16 protein-coding genes and 2 tRNA genes are annotated in these 20,240 nt (G+C 41.4%); 16 read left to right on the forward strand and 2 right to left on the reverse strand.

Features of this window, described 5'->3' with window-relative positions:
* Nucleotides 1-16: 16 nt before the first annotated feature.
* The 13 genes from EHQ52_RS10795 (at nt 17) to EHQ52_RS10855 (ending at nt 13,384) form a co-directional block, all read left to right on the forward strand.
* Nucleotides 17-88, forward strand: a tRNA-Thr gene (locus EHQ52_RS10795).
* Nucleotides 89-98: 10 nt separating this feature from the next.
* Nucleotides 99-169 (forward strand) — tRNA-Trp (locus EHQ52_RS10800).
* Between the two features lie 44 nt (nt 170-213).
* A complete protein-coding gene (gene secE / locus EHQ52_RS10805; protein ID WP_086448612.1) occupies nt 214-396 on the forward strand; it encodes a preprotein translocase subunit SecE in 183 nt (60 codons plus the stop codon).
* Nucleotides 397-421: 25 nt separating this feature from the next.
* The gene (gene nusG, locus EHQ52_RS10810; protein ID WP_020770487.1) at nt 422-967 is read left to right on the forward strand and encodes a transcription termination/antitermination protein NusG; all 546 of its coding nucleotides are present in this window, start codon (nt 422-424) and stop codon (nt 965-967) included.
* A gap of 41 nt (nt 968-1,008) precedes the next feature.
* Nucleotides 1,009-1,437, forward strand: a complete 429-nt coding sequence (gene rplK, locus EHQ52_RS10815) for a 50S ribosomal protein L11 (protein ID WP_100709196.1) — start codon at nt 1,009-1,011, stop codon at nt 1,435-1,437.
* A gap of 3 nt (nt 1,438-1,440) precedes the next feature.
* Nucleotides 1,441-2,133 carry a 50S ribosomal protein L1 gene (gene rplA, locus EHQ52_RS10820; RefSeq protein WP_086448167.1) on the forward strand — a complete coding sequence of 231 codons (693 nt, stop codon included), beginning with the start codon at nt 1,441-1,443 and terminating at the stop codon, nt 2,131-2,133.
* 26 nt (nt 2,134-2,159) lie between these two features.
* Nucleotides 2,160-2,693, forward strand: coding sequence for a 50S ribosomal protein L10 (rplJ, locus tag EHQ52_RS10825; protein ID WP_135615188.1), 534 nt, complete (start codon nt 2,160-2,162; stop codon nt 2,691-2,693).
* Nucleotides 2,694-2,747: 54 nt separating this feature from the next.
* The gene (rplL, locus tag EHQ52_RS10830; protein WP_086448169.1) at nt 2,748-3,131 is read left to right on the forward strand and encodes a 50S ribosomal protein L7/L12; all 384 of its coding nucleotides are present in this window, start codon (nt 2,748-2,750) and stop codon (nt 3,129-3,131) included.
* 135 nt (nt 3,132-3,266) lie between these two features.
* A complete protein-coding gene (rpoB, locus tag EHQ52_RS10835) occupies nt 3,267-6,947 on the forward strand; it encodes a DNA-directed RNA polymerase subunit beta (RefSeq protein WP_135615189.1) in 3,681 nt (1,226 codons plus the stop codon).
* Nucleotides 6,948-6,962: 15 nt separating this feature from the next.
* A complete protein-coding gene (gene rpoC, locus EHQ52_RS10840) occupies nt 6,963-11,168 on the forward strand; it encodes a DNA-directed RNA polymerase subunit beta' (protein ID WP_135615190.1) in 4,206 nt (1,401 codons plus the stop codon).
* A gap of 75 nt (nt 11,169-11,243) precedes the next feature.
* Entirely contained in the window at nt 11,244-11,618 is a 375-nt protein-coding gene (gene rpsL / locus EHQ52_RS10845) for a 30S ribosomal protein S12 (RefSeq protein ID WP_008596375.1), read from the forward strand.
* An 11-nt stretch (nt 11,619-11,629) separates the two neighbouring features.
* Nucleotides 11,630-12,103, forward strand: a complete 474-nt coding sequence (gene rpsG / locus EHQ52_RS10850; RefSeq protein ID WP_008594381.1) for a 30S ribosomal protein S7 — start codon at nt 11,630-11,632, stop codon at nt 12,101-12,103.
* 153 nt (nt 12,104-12,256) lie between these two features.
* On the forward strand, nt 12,257-13,384 hold the full coding sequence (locus EHQ52_RS10855; protein WP_135615191.1) for a catalase family protein: 1,128 nt from the start codon (nt 12,257-12,259) through the stop codon (nt 13,382-13,384).
* 92 nt (nt 13,385-13,476) lie between these two features.
* On the opposite strand, the gene EHQ52_RS10860 is transcribed toward EHQ52_RS10855, so the two are convergent.
* A complete protein-coding gene (locus tag EHQ52_RS10860; protein WP_135615192.1) occupies nt 13,477-14,097 on the reverse strand; it encodes an adenylate/guanylate cyclase domain-containing protein in 621 nt (206 codons plus the stop codon).
* A 98-nt stretch (nt 14,098-14,195) separates the two neighbouring features.
* Here EHQ52_RS10860 and EHQ52_RS10865 point away from each other — a divergent pair, with 98 nt between their 5' ends.
* Nucleotides 14,196-15,035 (forward strand): sterol desaturase family protein, encoded by an 840-nt coding sequence (locus EHQ52_RS10865; protein WP_135615193.1) that lies wholly within the window; start codon nt 14,196-14,198, stop codon nt 15,033-15,035.
* Between the two features lies 1 nt (nt 15,036).
* Here EHQ52_RS10865 and EHQ52_RS10870 read toward each other — a convergent pair whose 3' ends face one another.
* On the reverse strand, nt 15,037-16,566 hold the full coding sequence (locus tag EHQ52_RS10870; RefSeq protein ID WP_135615194.1) for a metallophosphoesterase: 1,530 nt from the start codon (nt 16,564-16,566) through the stop codon (nt 15,037-15,039).
* A gap of 104 nt (nt 16,567-16,670) precedes the next feature.
* On the opposite strand from EHQ52_RS10870, the gene EHQ52_RS10875 reads away from it, so the two are divergent.
* A complete protein-coding gene (locus tag EHQ52_RS10875) occupies nt 16,671-18,398 on the forward strand; it encodes a GMC oxidoreductase (RefSeq protein ID WP_135615195.1) in 1,728 nt (575 codons plus the stop codon).
* Nucleotides 18,399-18,407: 9 nt separating this feature from the next.
* A complete protein-coding gene (locus EHQ52_RS10880; RefSeq protein WP_135615196.1) occupies nt 18,408-20,240 on the forward strand; it encodes an alpha/beta hydrolase in 1,833 nt (610 codons plus the stop codon).

The raw sequence follows: 20,240 nt of genomic DNA on the forward strand, positions 1-20,240 counted from the left end.
GCGGGTAGATAGACATGCCCTCTTAGCTCAGTGGTAGAGCACTTCCATGGTAAGGAAGGGGTCACCAGTTCAAGCCTGGTAGAGGGCTAAGTTCGAATAGGTCTGTAGTTTAATGGTAGAACAAGGATCTCCAAAGTCCTTGGTGGGAGTTCGATTCTCTCCAGACCTGGAGTTTTTTCCGCAGGTTCTTAGAGTTTAGGAAGGATTTATATAGTGAAGTTTGGCGCATTTGTACAAGAATGTAGAGAAGAACTTAAAAAAGTTCAATGGCCGAATAGACAAGAGGTGATGCAGTCCACCATCGTTGTTCTAGTCACGGTGTTATTTTTCTCTGCCTTTCTATTCTTTTCGGATACTGCGATTGTAAAGTTGCTTACCGGATTCTGGAATCTGTAAGAACTTAGGATAAAATGTGATTATGATGGCTGATTTGAAATGGTATGCGTTACAGACTTATTCCGGTCACGAGAATAAGGTCCAGAAAAATCTGGAAAAGCTGATCCAACAGCGTAAGCTGGAGGAGAAGATTTCTCAAGTGCGTATTCCTACCATGGAAGTCGCCGAGATGAAGAACGGCAAAAAGAAGGTCACTAAGAAGAAACTTATGCCGGGCTATGTTCTTGTTGAAATGGATATGGACGAAGACCTTCGATTCATGATCCAAAGTCTTCCTTCTGTTTCTACTTTTGTAGGATCAAAAGATGGAGGACCTGAACCTCTTTCCGTAGACGAAGTGAAAAATCTTTTCGCGGAAACCGGAGAGTTCCAATCTGAGGAGCCAGTTACTCCTAGATTGTTGTTTAAAGTGGGAGATAGCCTGAAGATTATCGATGGCCCTTTCGCGAATTTTACTGGAGTCGTAGACGAGATCTTCCCAGACAAAGGGAGACTCAGAGTGAAGGTGGAGATTTTCGGACGCTCTACCCCTGTGGAATTAGATTATCTACAGGTCAAAACCGAACCCTGACCGGTGGGAGAACCGGGAGAAACAAATAAGGTGTTTCGCCAATGGCAGCAAAAAAAGTAGTAAAGCAGATTAAGCTCCAGGTTGAAGCCGGTAAGGCCAACCCTGCTCCTCCAGTCGGACCGGCTCTCGGTCAGGCAGGATTGAACATCATGGAGTTCTGCAAGCAGTTCAACGAAAGAAGTAAGTCCCAAATCGGGTACAAACTTCCGGTTGTAATCACAGTATTCTCCGACAGGAGTTTTACATTCATTACCAAGTCTCCTCCGGCAGCTCTTCTTGTTAAGAAAGCGATCGGATTAGAATCTGGTTCCGCAACTCCTCATACCACTAAGGTTGGGAAGATTTCTCGTAAGCAATTAGAAGAAATTGCTAAAACCAAAATGGAAGACTTAAACGCGAATGATCTGGACGCAGCTGTTCAAATTATCGCTGGGACTTGTCGTTCTATGGGCGTTACGGTAGAGGGTTAATTCATGAAACGCGGAAAAAAATATCGCGCGGCTAAAGAGAAAGTCGACGCAACTAAAGTTTATCCGATCGATAAAGCTGTAGAATTAGCTCAGGCTACTTCTTATTCTAAGTTCGACGGAACGATCGAAATCTCTACGAAAGTAAATTATAAATCTCTCCAAAACGTGAGGGGAACTATTTCTCTTCCTCACGGAACCGGTAAACTGGTTCGGGTTCTTGTTTTCTGTAAAGGAGACAAACAAAACGACGCGAAAAACGCAGGTGCGGAATTCGTGGGCGATATGGACCTGATCGAGAAAGTTGCTGGCGGTTGGACTGACTTTGATGCTTGCGTTGCTACTCCTGATATGATGAAGGAAGTAGGTAAGCTGGGACCGATCTTAGGACGTAAGGGTTTAATGCCTAAGCCTAAGGCTGGAACAGTTACTAACGATGTAGCTAAAGCAGTTGGCGAACTAAAATCAGGACGTATTGAATATCGTCCAGATAAAGGCGGAGTCGTTCACCTAGGTGTTGGTAAAGTCAGTTTTGATCATACCAAACTAGTAGAAAACATTCGTACAGTAGTTCAAACTCTTCTCCGAGACAAACCTTCGGATGCAAAGGGTGATTATCTGAAAACTTTCTCCGTTTCCCCAACTATGGGTGCCGGTGTGAAAGTAGACGTTAAGGAACTGGTCAACACGTCCCTCTAAGGGCCGGATAGACGGGAGTAGGAACAATGCCCAGCCAGGAAAAAATTGAAGCAGTTGCCGAATTAAAAGGCAGATTAGAAAAACGTAGCGACTTTATCCTAGCCAGCTACAGCGGACTCACAGTAGAAGAGATCACAAATCTTCGCGCGAAACTTCGTAAAGAAGGATCCGAGATGAAAGTGATCAAGAACAATCTCTTCTTACTCGCACTTAAAGAATCCGAGAAGCATAAGGATAAGAACATCGCCTTTGGATCCGAATACCAAGGACCTCTAGCGGCGATTTTCTCTGACGCGAATCTTCCAAACGCAGCGAAGATCCTAAAAGAATACGCTAAGACGAATAAAAATCTTATTCTGAAAGCGGGATACTTAGATGGATCCGTTCTGAATTCAGAAGATGTGGAAGCAATCGCAGGTCTTCCGTCAAGAGAGCAACTCTTGGCTCAGATCGCAGGCGGTATCAATGGTCCGGCAAGAAGTATCGCTTCTGGTCTAAACCAAATTATCGCAGGACTTGCAAGAGCTATCCAAGCAGTCGCAGAGAAGAACAATCAGTAAGAACCAATTTTAGTAAGTAGTTTAAAGGACCAAACGGAATCAAAGGAGCACCAAATGTCTACCACTGAAGCGTTATTAGAGCAACTCGGCAAACTTACCCTTGTGGAAGCAGCCGATCTAGTTAAAAAAATGGAGGAGAAGTTCGGAATTTCCGCAGCGGCTCCAGTAGCAGTAGCAGCTGCGGCACCAGCAGGTGGCGGAGCAGCGGCAGCAGATGAGCCTGCTTCTTTCAACGTTGTATTGAAAGGTTTCGGCGATAAAAAAATCGAAGTTATCAAGGTTGTTCGCGAGATCACTGGTCTTGGCTTGAAAGAAGCAAAAGATCTAGTAGAAGCTGGCGGAAAGTCTGTTAAAGACGGCGTTGCGAAAGCAGAAGCTGACGACATCAAAAAGAAATTAGAAGCTGTCGGAGCTCAAATCGAACTTAAGGCTGTCTAATCAGGGAGCCGAGGCTTTGTCTCCTCGATATCTGATTACAATCCTTTCACTCAGGCAAGGAGGCCAGCGTACTTCCTTGCCTTATTGCATTTTTTCGCGCAGTTATAATTTTCCATCATCCCAGGGAGCACACGAATGTACGGTCAAGTAGAAAGAAAACGGGTAAACTTCGGTAAGATCACCAATTTGGATTACCTTCCTAACTTGATTCAGATTCAGAAGAAGTCTTTCGATTGGTTTCTTCAATCAGAAGTTAAGGATCCCACTAAAAGAAAAAATCAGGGACTAGAAGCGGTTTTTAGAGAAACCTTCCCTATCGAAAGTCCGAATAACGACATGGTGATGGAATACAGTCACTATGTTTTAGGAGACGCTAAAAAATCTCCTCAAGAATGTAAGGACACAGATGCTACTTTTGCTCTTCCTTTAAAAGCAGTTATTCGACTCATTATCAAAGAGACCGGAGAGATCCGTGAGCAGGTCGTCTATATGGGCGATCTTCCTGTAATGACAGAGCAGGGAACTTTTATCATCAATGGAGCTGAGCGTGTTGTAGTATCTCAGCTTCACCGTTCCCCAGGTATCTTCTTCTCTTATGATGAAGAAAGAGATACTTACTCCGCCAGAGTGATCCCTTATCGCGGATCCTGGTTGGAATTCGAAATGGACAATAAGGGAATCTTGGTCGCTAAAATTGACCGTAAGAAAAAATTCCCTGCAACTCTTCTTGTTAAGTCTTTAGGACATGGAACAAACGAAGAGATCTTGCGTCTTTTTTACAAATCCTCCAAAGCAAAAATCGGAGGAGCTTCTACTAAAGAACTCAAACGTCTGATAGGACGTAGAGTGATCGCGGATGTGATCAACATGGAAACCGGAGAGGTAATGCTCGACGCTGGTTCCAAGATCAACGAAGATAATATCTCCATCTTAAAAGAGATGAAGGTGAAGGAAGTTGAGCTAGTAGAATATCCTAAAGACAAGGATAATCCTGTTTTAGTTAACTGCTTGGAAAAAGACGGAGTCAACGATTACGAAGACGCTGTTCTTAAATTCCACGGCATTATGAGACAAGGAGAGCCTTCTACCATCGAAAATGCAGAAGCAGAATTGAATCGTCTATTCTTCTCTCCTAAATCTTTTGATTTGGGTGATGTTGGTCGTTATAAGATCAATAGCAAATTTGAATTCAATAATCCTAAAGAATTCACAAGCGCGATCGAAAGAGTTCTTCGTCCTGCAGATATCATCGAGACAGTACGTTACCTTCTCAACTTGATCTCTGAAACAGAGAACTACTATCCGGACGATATTGACCACTTAGGGAACCGTCGTATTCGTTCTGTTGGTGAGTTGATCGCTAACCAATTGAAAGTTGGTTTCACTCGTGTAGAAAGAGTGATCAAAGAAAGAATGACTGTTCAAGAAGTTGGAACTCAAACACCACAACTTCTGATCTCCATTAAACCGATCACTGCAGTTATCAATGAGTTCTTCGGATCCAGCCAATTGTCCCAGTTTATGGATCAGACAAACCCTCTGGCAGAGCTCACTCACAAACGTCGTTTGAACGCATTAGGACCTGGAGGTCTTTCCAGAGATAGAGCAGGATTCGAAGTGCGTGACGTTCACTATAGCCACTACGGCCGTATGTGTCCGATTGAAACTCCTGAAGGTCCAAACATCGGACTCATTCTCTCCATGTCTTCATATGCGAGAGTGAACGATTACGGATTCTTGGAAACTCCTTACAGAGTAGTCAAAAACAGCAAAGTATCCAATAACATAGAATACCTAACCGCAGATAAGGAAGAATATCATTCTATCGCGGTATCTTCTTCTCCTGTAGATGAAAAGGGAGAGTTTAAAAATAAACTTATCTCTACTCGTCACAGATCGGATTACCCTTTCCGCAACCCGAACGAGATCCAATACATGGACTTAGCTCCAATGCAGGTGGTATCCGTTTCTACAGCGCTGATCCCATTCTTAGAGCATGATGACGCGAACCGTGCGCTCATGGGTTCTAACATGCAACGTCAGGCGGTTCCTCTTCTTCGCCAAGAGGCTCCTTTCGTTGGAACTGGAATGGAAACTCGTGCCGCTTACGATTCTCGTATTTGTATCATCTCTAAACATGAAGGTGTGGTTACATACGTAGATGCGGAGAAGGTGGTAATCGAGCGCAAGGGCGGAAAAGAATCCGACACTTACGATCTTACTAAATTTAAGAAAACCAACCAAGGTACTTGTTTCAACCAAACTCCAGTTGTTGGAGTGGTTCACTCAGAGATCGACGGTAAAGTTACTAAAGTCAGCAAAGAGAAAATCGAGGTGACTGCGGATAACGGAAACGTTCGCGAATACAATCTGATCTCTGGTAATAAACAATACCAACCAATCGTTTCTAATGGCGAAGAAGTTCGCAGAGGAACTACTATCGCAGGACAAATCGTTTCTGGCGAGAGAATGGATGAGAATGGTACCATTCTACAAAAGGGAACTGTTCTTGCGGACGGTCCTGCGGTAGACAATGGAACTCTTGCACTTGGACGTAACGTTCTTGTGGCATTCATGCCTTGGGAAGGTTACAACTTTGAGGATGCGATCCTAATTTCCGAAAAAGTTGTAAAAGACGATATTTTCTCTTCTATCCACATTGAAGAGTTCGAGATCCAAGCGAGAGAGACCAAACTTGGACAAGAACAGATCACAAGAGATATTCCGAATCTTTCGGACAAAGCTTTCCGTGATCTAGATGAAACTGGTGTGATCCGTGTTGGTGCAGAAGTGAAACCAGGAGATATCTTGGTAGGTATGGTGACTCCTAAAGGAGAAACTGATCTAACTCCTGAATACAAACTTCTTCACTCTATCTTCGGAGAAAAAGCGAAGGAAGTAAGAGATTCTTCTCTTCGTATGCCGAACGGTTTCGAAGGAACTGTAATTGATATCAAACGTTTCTCACGCGAGAAGGGAGATGAACTTCCTGCTGGTGTAGAAGAAATGGTGAAAGTTTTCGTAGCTCGTAAACGTAAACTTCTGGTCGGAGATAAAATGGCAGGACGCCACGGTAACAAAGGTGTCGTTGCACGTATCATGGCAGAAGAAGACATGCCTTACATGGAAGACGGTACTCCAATGGATATCGTTCTGAATCCGTTAGGTGTTCCTTCTCGTATGAACCTCGGACAGATTTTCGAAACTCAACTCGGACTTGCTGCAAGCAAACTAGGGATCAATTTCGAAACTCCAGTTTTCGACGGAGCTACTGAAGCAGATGTAGAGAAGTATTGCAAAGAAGCAAATCTTCCTCTCAGCTCTAAATTCAAATTATACGACGGACGTACCGGATTACCTTTCATGAACGAGGTATTCTGTGGTTACATCTACATGTTGAAACTCGCTCACTTGGTGGACGACAAGATCCACGCTCGTTCTACCGGACCTTACTCTTTGGTTACTCAACAACCACTTGGAGGAAAGGCTCAGTTCGGTGGTCAGCGTTTGGGAGAGATGGAAGTTTGGGCTCTCGAAGCCTATGGCGCATCTCATACTCTTCAGGAACTTCTTACCATCAAGTCTGACGACATGCTCGGAAGAGCAAGAATCTACGAAGCTATCGTTAAAGGAATCCATTCCATTAAACCTGGAATTCCGGAATCCTTCAACGTACTAGTGCAGGAACTCAGGGGACTTGCATTGGATATCGTTATCACTGACTCGGAAGGTAACAGCGTTGATATCTCCGACTACGAAGACGAATATTCCAAGAGCAAGAAGAAGATTAAGTTCGAAACGATCGAGAACGCCTAAGGGAAGTAAGGTAGCATGAGATCCAATAACGATTTTGAATCAATAACAATCAGATTAGCGTCTCCAGAAAGGATCAAAGAATGGTCTTACGGAGAAGTAAAGAAGCCTGAGACAATCAACTACCGTACTTTAAAGCCGGAGAGAGACGGTCTTTTCTGCGAGAAAATTTTCGGAACTACTAAGGACTGGGAATGTTACTGCGGAAAATTCAAATCCATCCGTTATAAGGGTGTGGTTTGCGACAAATGTGGTGTTGAGGTAACTCACTCTAAAGTTCGTCGTGAGCGTATGGGGCATATTGAACTCGCGGCTCCAGTTTCTCATATCTGGTACTATCGTTCCGTTCCTTCCAGAATGGGACTTCTCTTGGACATGACCATCAATCAGCTCAAGAGTGTTCTTTATTTCGAAAAATATGTGATCATCGATCCGGCTGATACCGGAAGAAATCGCGGTGAATTAATCGACGAAGAAGAATATCACGCATACCTAGACGAATACGGCGACAAGTTTGTTGCTGGTATCGGTGCGGACGCGATCAAAGAACTTCTTTCTCGTATTGATGTTGATGCAGAAGCACGTATCATCCGCCAAAAGATCCAAGAAAAAGAAAAGATCTCCGATAAAAGAATCCTGAAACGTCTGGAAGTTCTCGAAGCTTTCCGCGATTCTGGAAACCGTCCTGAGTGGATGGTTCTTGATGTTGTTCCGGTCATTCCACCTGAACTTCGTCCAATGGTTCAGTTAGAAGGTGGACGTTTTGCTACTTCTGACTTGAACGATCTATATCGTCGTGTTATCAACAGAAACAACCGTCTAAAACGCCTTCTCGCGTTAAAAGCTCCTGAGATCATCGTTCGTAACGAAAAACGTATGCTCCAAGAAGCGGTAGACGCGTTATTCGATAATAGCCGCCGCAAACGTACCGTAAAAGGTAAAGGTAACAGACCTCTTAAATCCATTTCAGACATGCTGAAAGGAAAACAAGGACGTTTCCGCCAAAACCTACTTGGTAAGCGTGTGGACTACTCTGGTCGTTCCGTGATCGTAGTTGGTCCTGAACTGAAATACCATGAGATGGGTCTTCCTAAAAAGATGGCTCTTGAGCTATTTAAACCTTTCATAATGAAACGTTTGGTGGATCTGGACCTAGCTCCTAACATCAAATCTGCTAAGAAAAAAGTAGAAGCAGAAGAAAAAGAAGTTTTTGACGTTCTTGAAACAGTAGTGAAAGAGCACCCGGTTATGTTAAACCGTGCTCCTACTCTTCACCGTTTAGGGATCCAAGCTTTCTTACCTATTCTTGTAGAAGGAAAAGCAATCAAACTTCACCCACTTGTATGTCATGCGTTCAACGCTGACTTCGACGGTGACCAGATGGCGATCCACGTTCCACTGACTCCAAAAGCTCAGTTGGAAGTATGGATGCTCATGCTTTCTCCTCATAATATTTTGAATCCTGCAAACGGACACCCGATCTGCGGACCAACTCAAGATATCGTACTTGGAATTTATTATCTTACTTCAGAAGTTCCTTCTGAGGCGGGAGTTCCTCTTAAATCTTTCGCGAACCTCGACGAGGTAACTTACGCGATCGATAGAGGAGTGATCGAATACAGAACTAAAATTTCAGTTCTACACCAAGGTAAAATTCTGGAGACTACTCCGGGCCGTTTGATCTTTAACACAGTTCTTCCTGAAGGATATCCGTACGTAAACCGTGCGCTTTCCGATAAAGAGACAAACAGAATTATCGCAGAAGTGTATGAGAAATACGGACCGGCTCAAACCGTTCTGATGCTGGACGATATTAAGAAATTAGGATATCGTTATGCTACTATCTTCAGCCCGACTATCTCTATCGAAGACATTCGTGTGTCCCCAGGTAAAGTGACTCTTGTTGGCGATGCTAACAAAGAAGTCGAAAAAGCCGACGGAGAATATCGTAAAGGTATTATCACAAACGAAGAACGTAAGAAAAAAGTGATCGAGATCTGGACTAAAACCAACGACCTCATCACTGACTCTATGTTCAAGGAATTGGAAAAAGACAAGGGTGGATATAACCCTGTCTTCATCATGGCTGCATCCGGTGCTCGTGGATCTAAACAACAGATCCGTCAGTTGGCTGGTATGCGTGGTCTGATGGCGAAACCTTCCGGTGAAATCATCGAACTTGCGATTCGTTCCAACTTCCGCGAGGGATTAAGCGTTCTTGAATTTTTCATTTCAACTCACGGTGCTCGTAAGGGTCTTGCGGATACAGCTTTGAAAACTGCGGACGCGGGTTATCTAACTCGTCGTTTGGTGGATATTTCTCAAGACGTTATCGTTGCAGAAGATGATTGCGAAACAGAAGAATGTATCACTCTCGGAACCGTAAAAGAAGGCGAGAACGTTATCGTTTCCTTGAGCGACCGTGTATTCGGACGTTATACTGCAGAAGACATCGTCGACCCTGTTACTGAAAGTGTAGTTTATCCTAAAGGCTCTTTGATCAACAGAGAAGTAGGACAGAAACTCGAGAACCTAGGTTATGAAAAAATCAAGGTTCGTTCTCCTCTAACTTGTGAAGCTCGTTGGGGAATCTGTATTAAATGTTACGGAATGGATATGGCTCGTCTGACTCCTGCGGAAATCGGAGAAGCAGTCGGAACCATCGCGGCTCAGTCCATCGGACAACCTGGAACTCAGTTGACGATGAGAACATTCCACATTGGTGGTGCCGCTTCTGCAAAAGTACAAGAGAAGGAACACAAAGTTGGATATCGCGCAGTCGTTAATGCGATCAACGGTAGAACTTTACAAACTAATGATAGAGGTTTGATCTTCTCTCGTCGTGGATCCATCGTAGTTCAAAGATTGATCCAACAGTTCAATTCTTCTGACCTGACCAACCTTAGAGTTGAGAACGGACAGAAAGTGGATAAGGGAGAGTTGGTTGCAACTCTTGCTTCTGGAGAGAACGTAACTTCTGACGCTCCAGGAACTATTAAAATCGCAGACGGAATCTTTAGAATTCTGGGAGAAGAAGCGGTTGTTCCTGTAAAAACTTCTACCACTCTGAACGTAAAAGTAGCACAGATTACCGAGCCTAACCAAGCATTAGGAGAATTCGACCCGTTCAACGAGATCGGAGTTACTGAGATCGAAGGAACCGCCGCGTGGGTGGATCTGGAAGTTGGTAAGAACGTTCGTAGGGACGAGGACGTTAAGACATCTAACGTTAATTATAAAGTAATCGAACAACGTAGGGAAAAATTGATCCCAAGAATTGTGGTATCTTCTGGCGGAAGCAAAGAAGAATATCTGGTTCCTGTGGATGCGATCATCTCCGTTCAAAACGGAGACAAAGTGAAAGCGGGAGATATTCTCTTCAAAATCCCAACCGTTGCAGAAAAAACCCGGGATATTACCGGTGGTCTTCCAAGGGTAGACGAACTTTTCGAAGCTCGTCGTCCTAAAGACGCAACCACTCTTGCAGAAACTGATGGAAAGATAGAAGATAACGGAGAGATCGTAAAAGAAAAACGAGTTCTCTATATCGTTCCTGATAACGAAGAGCTGGATAAAGTAAAAGTAACCATTCCAATCGGAAAACAATTACGTGTTCGTCACGGAGACTTCGTAAAACGCGGAGATCAAATGGACGATGGAAACTTGGATCCACATGATATCTTGAGAGTAAAAGGTGTTACTGCACTTCAAGTATATCTTGTTCAAGAGGTTCAAGAGGTTTATAGACTACAAGGGGTGCATATCAACGATAAGCACATCGAAGTAGTTGTTCGCCAAATGATGCGTAAGGTTTTAATTACCGATTCCGGAGACACATCTTTTGTTAACCAACAACAAGTAGATCGTTTCGCTTTCTTGGAAGAAAACAAGAGAGTGGTAGCTGAAGGAGGATCTCCTGCTCAGTGTGTTCCGATCTTATTAGGTTTAACGAAAGCATCTTTGAATACTGAGTCGTTCTTCTCTGCTGCTTCCTTCCAGGAAACAACTAAGGTGTTAACTGACGCTGCAATCAAAGGTAAAACTGATAACTTAGCGGGACTTAAAGAAAACGTTATTATCGGTCACATGATCCCTGCGGGAACCGGAATGAGAAAATATCGCGATGTCGCGGTGTTCAAAGAAACTTACGGGGATCTAGATCGTCCTCTGGAAGTGGAAGAGGAAGAAATTCCGATGGCCATACCGGAAGACAACGAGAATTAAAGGAAAGCTTTACAATAGAGCAGGGTCGGTAGAACTGGTAAAATAGGTCACCGGCCTGCTAAAAAGAAGAAACTCATGCCTACAATTAGCCAACTTATACGTCACGGCAGGAAGAAACAGGTTAACAAATCTAAATCTCCTGCATTAAAAAGTAGCCCGCAACGTCGGGGAGTGTGCACGAAGGTGACTACCTTCACACCAAAAAAACCGAACTCAGCTTTGAGAAAAGTTGCAAGGGTTCGTTTAACAACCGGTATTGAAGTGACCGCTTATATTCCCGGTGAGGGACATAACCTGCAAGAGCACAACGTTGTTCTGATCCGCGGGGGAAGGGTAAAAGACCTTCCAGGGGTTCGTTATCATATTATCCGTGGTACCTTGGATACTCTCGGTATCGATAAACGTCGTAAGAGTCGTTCTAAGTATGGAACGAAAAAACCTAAGGCGTAAGGGAGTTAGGAATGTCTAGAAGAAGAGGAAAAGTAGAACCACGCAAAATCCAACCGGATTCGGTTTATGGAGATGCAAACATCGCGAAGTTTATCAACTGCTTGATGTTGGACGGAAAAAAATCCGTAGCAGAATCTTTATTTTACGATGCTCTGGATCTGATCCAAAAGAAGACAGGAAATGATCCTTACGTTACTTTTAAAGAAGCATTAGAAAACGTTAAACCACAAGTGGAAGTAAAATCCCGCCGCGTGGGTGGTGTGACTTACCAAGTTCCGATCGAAGTTCGTCCGGAAAGACGTTTAGCTCTTGGGATCAGATGGTTGATCCGTTATTCCAGGGACAGAAACGAAAAAGGTATGGCTAACAAGCTTGCTGCAGAATTTATCGAGGCTCAAAAAGGCACCGGAGCTGCAATCAAGAAGAAAGAAGATATCCGTAAAATGGCAGATGCTAACAAAGCATTCAGTCACTATCGCTGGTAAGAATCTTTTAACATATAGTTCGCGGTTGCATGAGACCGCGGGCAAGTTTAATGAAGGGACTCTAAAAGAGTCCCTTTTTTATTTCTCCATACCTACTAAGATTTCCTCCTTCTTTTAAATGGACAAAAGAATTTCTCGGGCAAGAATCAGGTCATGGGACAAAAACTTTCTATCTTATACCTATTCTTCATAATACTTTCACTTTCCTGCGGAGGGCCGTACGTAAAAATTCCGGATTCCGTAGAATTAGGGAAAGAATACACCTTTCCTGAGGAAGAATCTATTGCTAAACGAACTTTGGAACTGACTCTTACTTCGCTTAAGGAATCTTATAAAGATGGGGTCGTTGTAAGAAGGGACGCACATCCAAAACATCACGGTTGTGTAGCTGCTACTTTTACTGTAAAAAAAGAACTAGATCCGCAGTTTGTATTAGGAGTTTTCCAGCCTGGAAAATCTTATCAAAGTTTAATCCGTTTCTCGAATGGATCCCAAAAACCGAAAGCAGATCTGGAAGGGGATATTCGAGGAGTCGGGATCAAACTTTTCGACATTCAAGGAAAAAAGATCTTAAGCGAAGAAGCGAAAGAAACAACTCAGGATTTTTTGCTGATTAATCATCCTGTTCTTCCTGTAGGTGCACCGGATGAATACTTGGCTTTATTTGAAGCTGCATTTGCAGGTAAACCCGGCTCATATTTTTTCGGTTGGAATCCCTTCGCTTGGAAATTGGGCGGCCTTTCTAAAGTAAGAGCCATTAGAGGTAAAAAAATTACCAGTCCATTAGAAATTCGTTATTGGTCTACAACCCCTTACGCTTTCGGAGAAGGAAAGGCAGTTAAATATTCTGTAAAACCTTGCTCTGAAACTAAATCAGAAATCCCTGATAGTCCTGCCGAAAATTATTTGAGAGAAACAATGAGTAAACAATTGAAGGAATCTTCTGCTTGTTTTACTTTTATGGTTCAAGTCCAAAAAGATCCTAAGTCTATGCCTATAGAAGATCCAGCCATTGTTTGGGACGAAGAGGTTTCTCCATTTTATCCGGTAGGGGAGATATTGATCCCTAAGCAGGAATTCACGAATGAAAAGATGGATTCTCTTTGTGAAAACGTGTCATACACTCCTTGGCATTCTCTTCAAGAGCATAAACCTCTAGGCGGGATTAATCGAGTTAGAAAATCTGTTTATCAAGCTATTTCAGAATATAGACACGGACAGAATAAGACTAAGAGAAAGGAGATCGATAAGAAGGATATACCGACTAAGTTAATTCCTTAATATTGAACGTTTAATAATTATTAGGCCTGGACGTTTAAGCCAGGCTTAATAAATGTATTTGTGATGAAAAAGATCTGTTTTGTGTTATATTTTTAATACAAAACCCTATATGCTCCATGAGTTCCAGCAGGAACATCCTTGATCGACTCAAATTTTAAACCTGTGTCTTGCGCATTATCAAAAACTGTTTGAGTGATCAGGATCTCTCCCGCTTCTGCAGTATCTTCTCCCAGTTTACTTGCTGTGTTTACTTCTGAACCGAAAACGTCTGAGTCTCCGATCTTTAAAACTTTTCCGTAACCTAGTCCAACACAAAGAAGTATCTTTTCTTCAGGGATTTTATCCTTATTGTATTCTAATAATTCTTTCTGCATTCTGATCGCTGCTTGTAGTCCTTTGCCTACATTTCTGAAAATAACTAAAAAACTGTCTCCTTCTGACTTGAGAAGTATTCCGTCATGATCTTCTATGATTGGAACTAATACTCTTTCGGATTCGTGGATGGTTTGTAGAAAATGAATGATCCCGAATTTTTCGACTCCTCGTGAAAATCCAGAAAGATCTGTAAACATAATACACCAAACTTCTCCGAATAGATCCCAGATGCGGGCGTCTATTTTTTCCTTGTCGGCCCCAGTTTTTAATCTTTCTAAAACCAGGTTTTCCAATCTGTCTTCGGATGCGCTTGCGAATATACTTCTCTTGAATGCCATAAGAATCGATTAGTGGACCGCTTTTGTCCGGATCCGTCGACCCATTTTTTGAAAGACTAAATCTTTAAAATCGGTTATTCTAAACAAGGAAGGTTAGAATGAGATTCGTTTGTGAATTAAGTTGGGAATATTGCGTTTCCGGTTTTGCTCTATATCAATTAAAAATGAATTTTCTGCGTTATTACCCAATTGCGGGTATTGCATTTCTGATCTTCTGGGTTTGGAAAAAGGACTTTTTTCAAAAATTTAGGATCCAAAAAGATTTTCCCCAGAAAGAAAGGATCATCTTTGAATTAAAACAATCCGCAATCACTCTAATCATGTTTAGCACGATTGCAGTTACTGTTTATGTTCTTGGGAAATTGAAAATACTACATATCAAAACATATAAAGATTTTGCAGAATACGGGCTTGGTTACGCGATATTCAGTTTTATATTACTTACGATCTGGCATGAGACTTGGTTTTATTGGGCTCATAGGATCATGCATCATCGCAAAATTTATCCCTATGTGCATTCTGTTCATCATAGATCTGTAAATCCTTCTCCTATGGCCGCTTATAATTTTCATTGGGTAGAGGCTTTTCTGGAAGGAGTATATGTAGTTCCTGCTCTTTGTATACTTCCTCTTCACTTTTATGTTTTTCTGATCCATACATTTTATGCGATGATCATGAATATCTGGTGGCATTTGGGATATGAGTTCTTTCCCAAAGGTTGGACCACCCATCCGATATTGAAATGGATCAACACGTCTACCCATCATAATCTTCATCATCAGAAGTTTCATGGGAATTATAGTCTCTATTTTAATTTTTGGGATAGAATAATGGGGACGAATTTTAAGAATTATTCAGAAGTTTTTGAGAATGCTACAAGAGCGGAGAAGAAGGAAGAGATTGCAATTATCTCCTCCACCTACTTGCAGAAATCTTAATTTATTCTTTAATCCTGACTTTTAGTAATCTTCTTCTGAGGCGTATTTCCTCTTCTAAAGATTTGGATAATGCTCCAAACTTTTTATTTTGAAGATCAATATTCTCTACCAATGTTTCATACATCGGATTTGTCTTTCCATCAGGAACTAAGAAACTTGGTTTTATCTCTCCTTCTGTATAAACCTTAAAAGAAGCAACGTTTGCATCTTCGTCTATAAATAGAACTGCTCCTCCGTGTGAGGACATTGGTTGGATTGTATCTACTACCCAGCCGCCTGTATTGAATACTTCTTTGCCTGAGATTTTTAAACCTAAGTCTTGGGTTTCTACTGCAAATGGTTTATGTGTATGTCCAAAGATCAATGTATAGTCGTTCGGGAATTCTCTTTTGGTCTTTTGGGTTTCTGCCTTCCATTGCGCCGGAAGAGTTTCTCCCAAATAAGAATCCATATTATGAACTACTTCGTCACTTAAGACTGCATCAGACATTCCTCTTTCTGCTTGTCCTACTTTTACTACAATCTTAGTAAGAATAGACTTAAGCACCCATGCAAAGATTGTTTTGAGAAATAGAGCCACTTTTAAATTTCGAACTGCGTAATCCGCTACATTCTTCGCTAATCTACTCACTGCTTTTTCATCTTGCAGCATATCATAAATGAGCCCAATGCCTGTTCCTACTTTGCCGGACCTTCCAAGTGTGGACCAGAAGAAGTCGATCCACGCAAAGTTTTCTCTTTCTAATACGTAGATGGACGTAGGGTTTGGGACTTCTTTTTGTTTTCTGAAAGGGATATAATCTCCCATCTTTGCCCAAACGGATTGAGTGACCTTTGGTTTATCCTTATCATCATCTATTTCAGGTAATAGAACTCTTTGGACAGTACTCATCAAAGAATAAATGTTTTCTAAAAAATGTCCGTGAGTTAGGAACACTGAACGTTTTTTGTTCTTGGAAGAAATTTCCAAATTCGGGTAAGCAATCACTGCTTCTGCTCTTTTTAATTTTTTGTTCCTTCTTAAAATCCCAGTAAGTAGATCAGATTGAATGAAGTCCGGATTAACCATCTTTGTAGTATGCCAAGTTTGGTTAATATACTGATTAGGCTTTAGGTTCGCGATATAATCCATGTATTGCTTTTCTCTCGCGGTTTCCCAAAGGTGATGATCATGATTTCCCGGAATATATAGAATACTTTCTGAGAAATGATGTTTCGTTTCCTTATATGCGATCTCCAAAAATCTTTCAAAGGTCATGGAAGCTTCGTTGATATCGCCTAATGCTAATTCAAGCACGTCTCCTAATAATATGAATTGAGGAGGTTTAGATGAACCGTTGACCGAGTGAACGATATGTTTTAAACAATTTAGAAGTTCAGCAAGTGCGGGTGATGTTTTCTGAGGATTTACTTTGAATCTATCTGAATCTTTTACTGGATCAGGAAACTCTTCTATGTATGTAAGTAAACTGTTATATGCTCCAAGGTGAATGTCGGAGATAACGATATATTTTATTTTACTCTTTGGCATTTGAGAAGTGAATCATTCAAAAAACGTTAATAAAATCAATTAATTATTGCTATTTTTAGGTAAATGCGGCAAATAAGTAGATTTTTCGGCGTTAGGAGGTCTACTTGAAACTTTACGAGGCTATAATAATCGGAACCGGATTCGGCGGTTCGATCAATGCCTGTCGTTTATCAAAAAAATGGCCAGGCAAAGTTTTAGTACTCGAACGAGGGAAAGAATATCCTAAAGGTTCTTTTCCAAGATCTCCAGAAGGAATGTCCAAAAATTTCTGGAACATCCCAGAAGAAGGTCACATTCCTAGATCTTCTAAGTTTAAAAGAGCAGGTAGACAAACTGGATTATTCGATATTCGTAATTATCCAAAACTAGATGTAGTTCTTTCCGCGGGTTTAGGTGGAGGTTCTTTGATCTATGCAAACGTATTCTTGGAACCGCCTGATCATATTTTCGATCATCGTTGGCCTGAAACTATTAAAAAGAAACATTTAAAACCTTATTATAAAATAGTAAAAGATATCTTAGGCTCAAGACCTATTCCGGATACTGCAGAAGATAGACGTAAAGTAGTTCGTACTGAATTATACGAAAATTTTGCTAAACATGAATCCAGAGTTTCTAAAAGAGCAGACATCAATGTATTTTTTGGGAACGATTTTAAGAAGCCGACTCCAATAGGAGTTCAGGAAAAGAATCGTTTTGGAGCAGTCCAAACTTCCTGTACATATTGTGCGGAATGCGATGTAGGATGTAATACCCATTCTAAAAACACTCTAGACCTAAACTATCTTTTTGTAGCTAGGAACTCCAACAAGGCTGAGATCAAAACAGAACATCTGGCTACCAAAATTGTTCCTCTAAATAGCAAAGGACAAGAAGATATCTCTCAGTCAGGTGAATACGGCTTTAGAGTTCATTATCTGAATTTGCAAAATGGAAAAACTTCTGAATCATTTGCGGATACGAAACGTATCGTAGTATCTGCGGGAACTTTGGGGTCTACGGAACTTCTACTTAAATGTAAAACAAAGTTTAAAACTTTGCCTAAGATCTCGGACAAATTAGGAACACAATTCTCTGGGAACGGTGACTTTCTTTCTTTTGCTGCTAAAGGGAATAAGCCAGCGGATCCTAATTACGGCCCAGTAATCACTCAGTATACGGACTATAATTTATTTTCCAGCTTTGATTCTAAAAAGGCATTTTTATTACAAGATGCGAGTTATCCAGTATTTGCTTCTTATTTCGTTTCAGGGGCGATCCCAATCATATTCAAATTGAAGTATGTTTTCCATTTTATAGGAGAGCTCTTTAAGAGTATCATGAGCGGAAAAATTTTCGGTCGAGTTGGATTTCTTTTGAGCGAAGCTCTGAAAGGAGACCTTTCTTATACTTCTGCGGTTCTTCTTTGTATGGGGATCGATACTTCCGATGGAAAGATGTATCTGGATAAAAATGGAAATCTTCAGATACAATGGCCTCAGAAGGAAAACATAACACTTTATAATACTATAATGGATGTGAACAAAAGGTTCGCGAAATTCACTGATGCAAAGACGAGATTCCCGATGCCAACTTATTCTTGGCCGGTCCGCAATAACGTTACTGTTCACCCTTTGGGCGGTTGTGTATTAGGGCCTTCTGCAAATCAGGGAGTTTGTTCTTCTGACCTTAAAACTTTCGGTAAGGTTTTCGGTTACGAAGGTTTGTATGTTGCGGATGGCAGCTTATTGCCTACCGCAGTGGGTGCTAACCCTTCTATGACTATCTCTGCTCTATCGGAAATGGTGGCAGAAGGAATTACAGGCAAGAAGCCGAGTGCAAGTTTAAGGTAGGATATTCGATTGGCCACAGCGACGAAAAATAAATCAAAAAAGAGTGCCGGTAAATCTAAGTTAGGCAAAACGGGAGTCAATTCTCATCCAGTAAGTTTAGAATTTACTGAGGAAATGAAGGGTTTCGTTTCCATGCCTGGCTCTTTTAATTATCAGGAAGATTATGCTGCGGGGAAGAAGGCCGGAAATTATCTGATGTTTCACCTAACAATCCGTGTAAATGATACTCAGTTTTTTGTTTATGACCCTAATGAAACGGGCGAAGCAATCGGTTGGGTAGAATGCCAGCCTTTAGGCGGAAGATTCGAAGTAGAAAAAGGCGTCTTCAATTGTTTCGTGGATTATGGAAAACCTTCTGCCAACGAAAAACATATGAAATACCGTTTGTTCTTAAAGAACAAAGCAGGTAAAAAGATTACCTTAAACGGATTTAAGAAGGTAGTAGACGACGGCATTTTAAATATCTGGAGAGATACTTCTACACTTTATACAACTGTATACGAAGGATATATAGATGAAAAAGCGGAACCTAAAGCGAATGTTCTTGCAAAAGGTATACTTCATATATTAGAAAAAGATTTTATTAAGCAGATGACGACCTTTAAGTCTAACGGCCGTACTTTTTCAGAAAGAAAAGATGCTCTGTTTAGATTTGGCGAATTATTCATGGGAAATCTTTGGGAAATCTACGGAGCCCAATTCAGAAAAGCTGAACCAGAATTATGGAGAGAAAGAGATATTCCTGTGTTCACTTTGGATGGAGTTAAAAACTCCAAAGTTACTTTTCATCCATTCACCACAGAGGATAAAATTTCACTTAATCTAGTACGTTTTCAGAAGAAGGAGAGTAAGGATGTTGTAATCCTTATGCATGGACTTACCACTTCTACAGATATGTTTGTTATGCCTGAGCATAAAAATCTTGTAACGTATCTGCACGAGAATGGATTTACTGATGTTTGGAGTTTTGATTGGAGAGGAAGTTTACGTTTTAATTATAATCTTTTCCCACATAGATATACTTTAGATGATATCGCACTTTATGATGTGCCTGCGGCCTTAAAGGTGGTGAAAGATGCAGTGGGTGCCGGAAAAAGGATCCACTTCGTTGTACATTGTGTTGGATCTATATCCTTCTTCATGAGTTTGTTCGGAGGAAAGATAGATGGAGTGACAAGTGTTGTTTCTAATAGTGTATCCCTCACTCCTAATGTTCCTACTTGGTCTAAGATCAAATTGGCATTTTCTCCTTTTTTGATGGAGTCTGTTTTCAGATTCCCGAATGTGAATCCTCGCTGGCATTATCTTCCTGGGTTTGCTTCGGGTAAGGTTCTCGCAAAGTTTGTGAGTTTATTTCATCATGAATGTGACGAGCCGGCATGTCATATGTTGAGTTTGATGTGGGGAACAGGATGGCCTGCTTGTTATGAACATGCGAATCTTCCTGATATTACTCATAGAAGGGTTGGGGATCTATTTGGGGCGACTTCTATGAACTATTATAGACATATCAGAAAAGCCGTTGGCCGTAAAGCTATGATCAAGTATACGCCTACGGATACTCGTTATGATTCTCTGCCAAATAATTATCTAGATAATGCATCTGATATTAAAACTCCGGTTTTATTTATGACCGGTGACCAAAATAAAGTATTCAAAGATTCTAATATTATAGCTTACGAAACATTAAATCGTTTGAATCCGGGAAATAAAAATGAACTGTTCATCGCCGAGGGTTATGGCCATCAAGATACTCTGATGGGTAAAAAGAGCGATCAGGACGTGTTCCCTAGGATAGTGGAGTTTCTACGTAAGAATTCCAACGGAGTGAAAAAAGGATAA

Origin of the sequence: Leptospira koniambonensis (genome assembly GCF_004769555.1) — a bacterium.
GTDB classification, from domain to species: domain Bacteria; phylum Spirochaetota; class Leptospiria; order Leptospirales; family Leptospiraceae; genus Leptospira_B; species Leptospira_B koniambonensis.

Coding starts and splice junctions, on each gene's coding strand:
- nusG (WP_020770487.1), top strand. CDS start 422: ATGGCTGATTTGAAATGGTATGCGTTACAGACTTATTCCGGTCACGAG.
- rplK (WP_100709196.1), top strand. CDS start 1,009: ATGGCAGCAAAAAAAGTAGTAAAGCAGATTAAGCTCCAGGTTGAAGCC.
- rplA (WP_086448167.1), top strand. CDS start 1,441: ATGAAACGCGGAAAAAAATATCGCGCGGCTAAAGAGAAAGTCGACGCA.
- rplJ (WP_135615188.1), top strand. CDS start 2,160: ATGCCCAGCCAGGAAAAAATTGAAGCAGTTGCCGAATTAAAAGGCAGA.
- rplL (WP_086448169.1), top strand. CDS start 2,748: ATGTCTACCACTGAAGCGTTATTAGAGCAACTCGGCAAACTTACCCTT.
- rpoB (WP_135615189.1), top strand. CDS start 3,267: ATGTACGGTCAAGTAGAAAGAAAACGGGTAAACTTCGGTAAGATCACC.
- rpoC (WP_135615190.1), top strand. CDS start 6,963: ATGAGATCCAATAACGATTTTGAATCAATAACAATCAGATTAGCGTCT.
- rpsL (WP_008596375.1), top strand. CDS start 11,244: ATGCCTACAATTAGCCAACTTATACGTCACGGCAGGAAGAAACAGGTT.
- rpsG (WP_008594381.1), top strand. CDS start 11,630: ATGTCTAGAAGAAGAGGAAAAGTAGAACCACGCAAAATCCAACCGGAT.
- EHQ52_RS10855 (WP_135615191.1), top strand. CDS start 12,257: ATGGGACAAAAACTTTCTATCTTATACCTATTCTTCATAATACTTTCA.
- EHQ52_RS10860 (WP_135615192.1), bottom strand. CDS start 14,097: ATGGCATTCAAGAGAAGTATATTCGCAAGCGCATCCGAAGACAGATTG.
- EHQ52_RS10865 (WP_135615193.1), top strand. CDS start 14,196: ATGAGATTCGTTTGTGAATTAAGTTGGGAATATTGCGTTTCCGGTTTT.
- EHQ52_RS10870 (WP_135615194.1), bottom strand. CDS start 16,566: ATGCCAAAGAGTAAAATAAAATATATCGTTATCTCCGACATTCACCTT.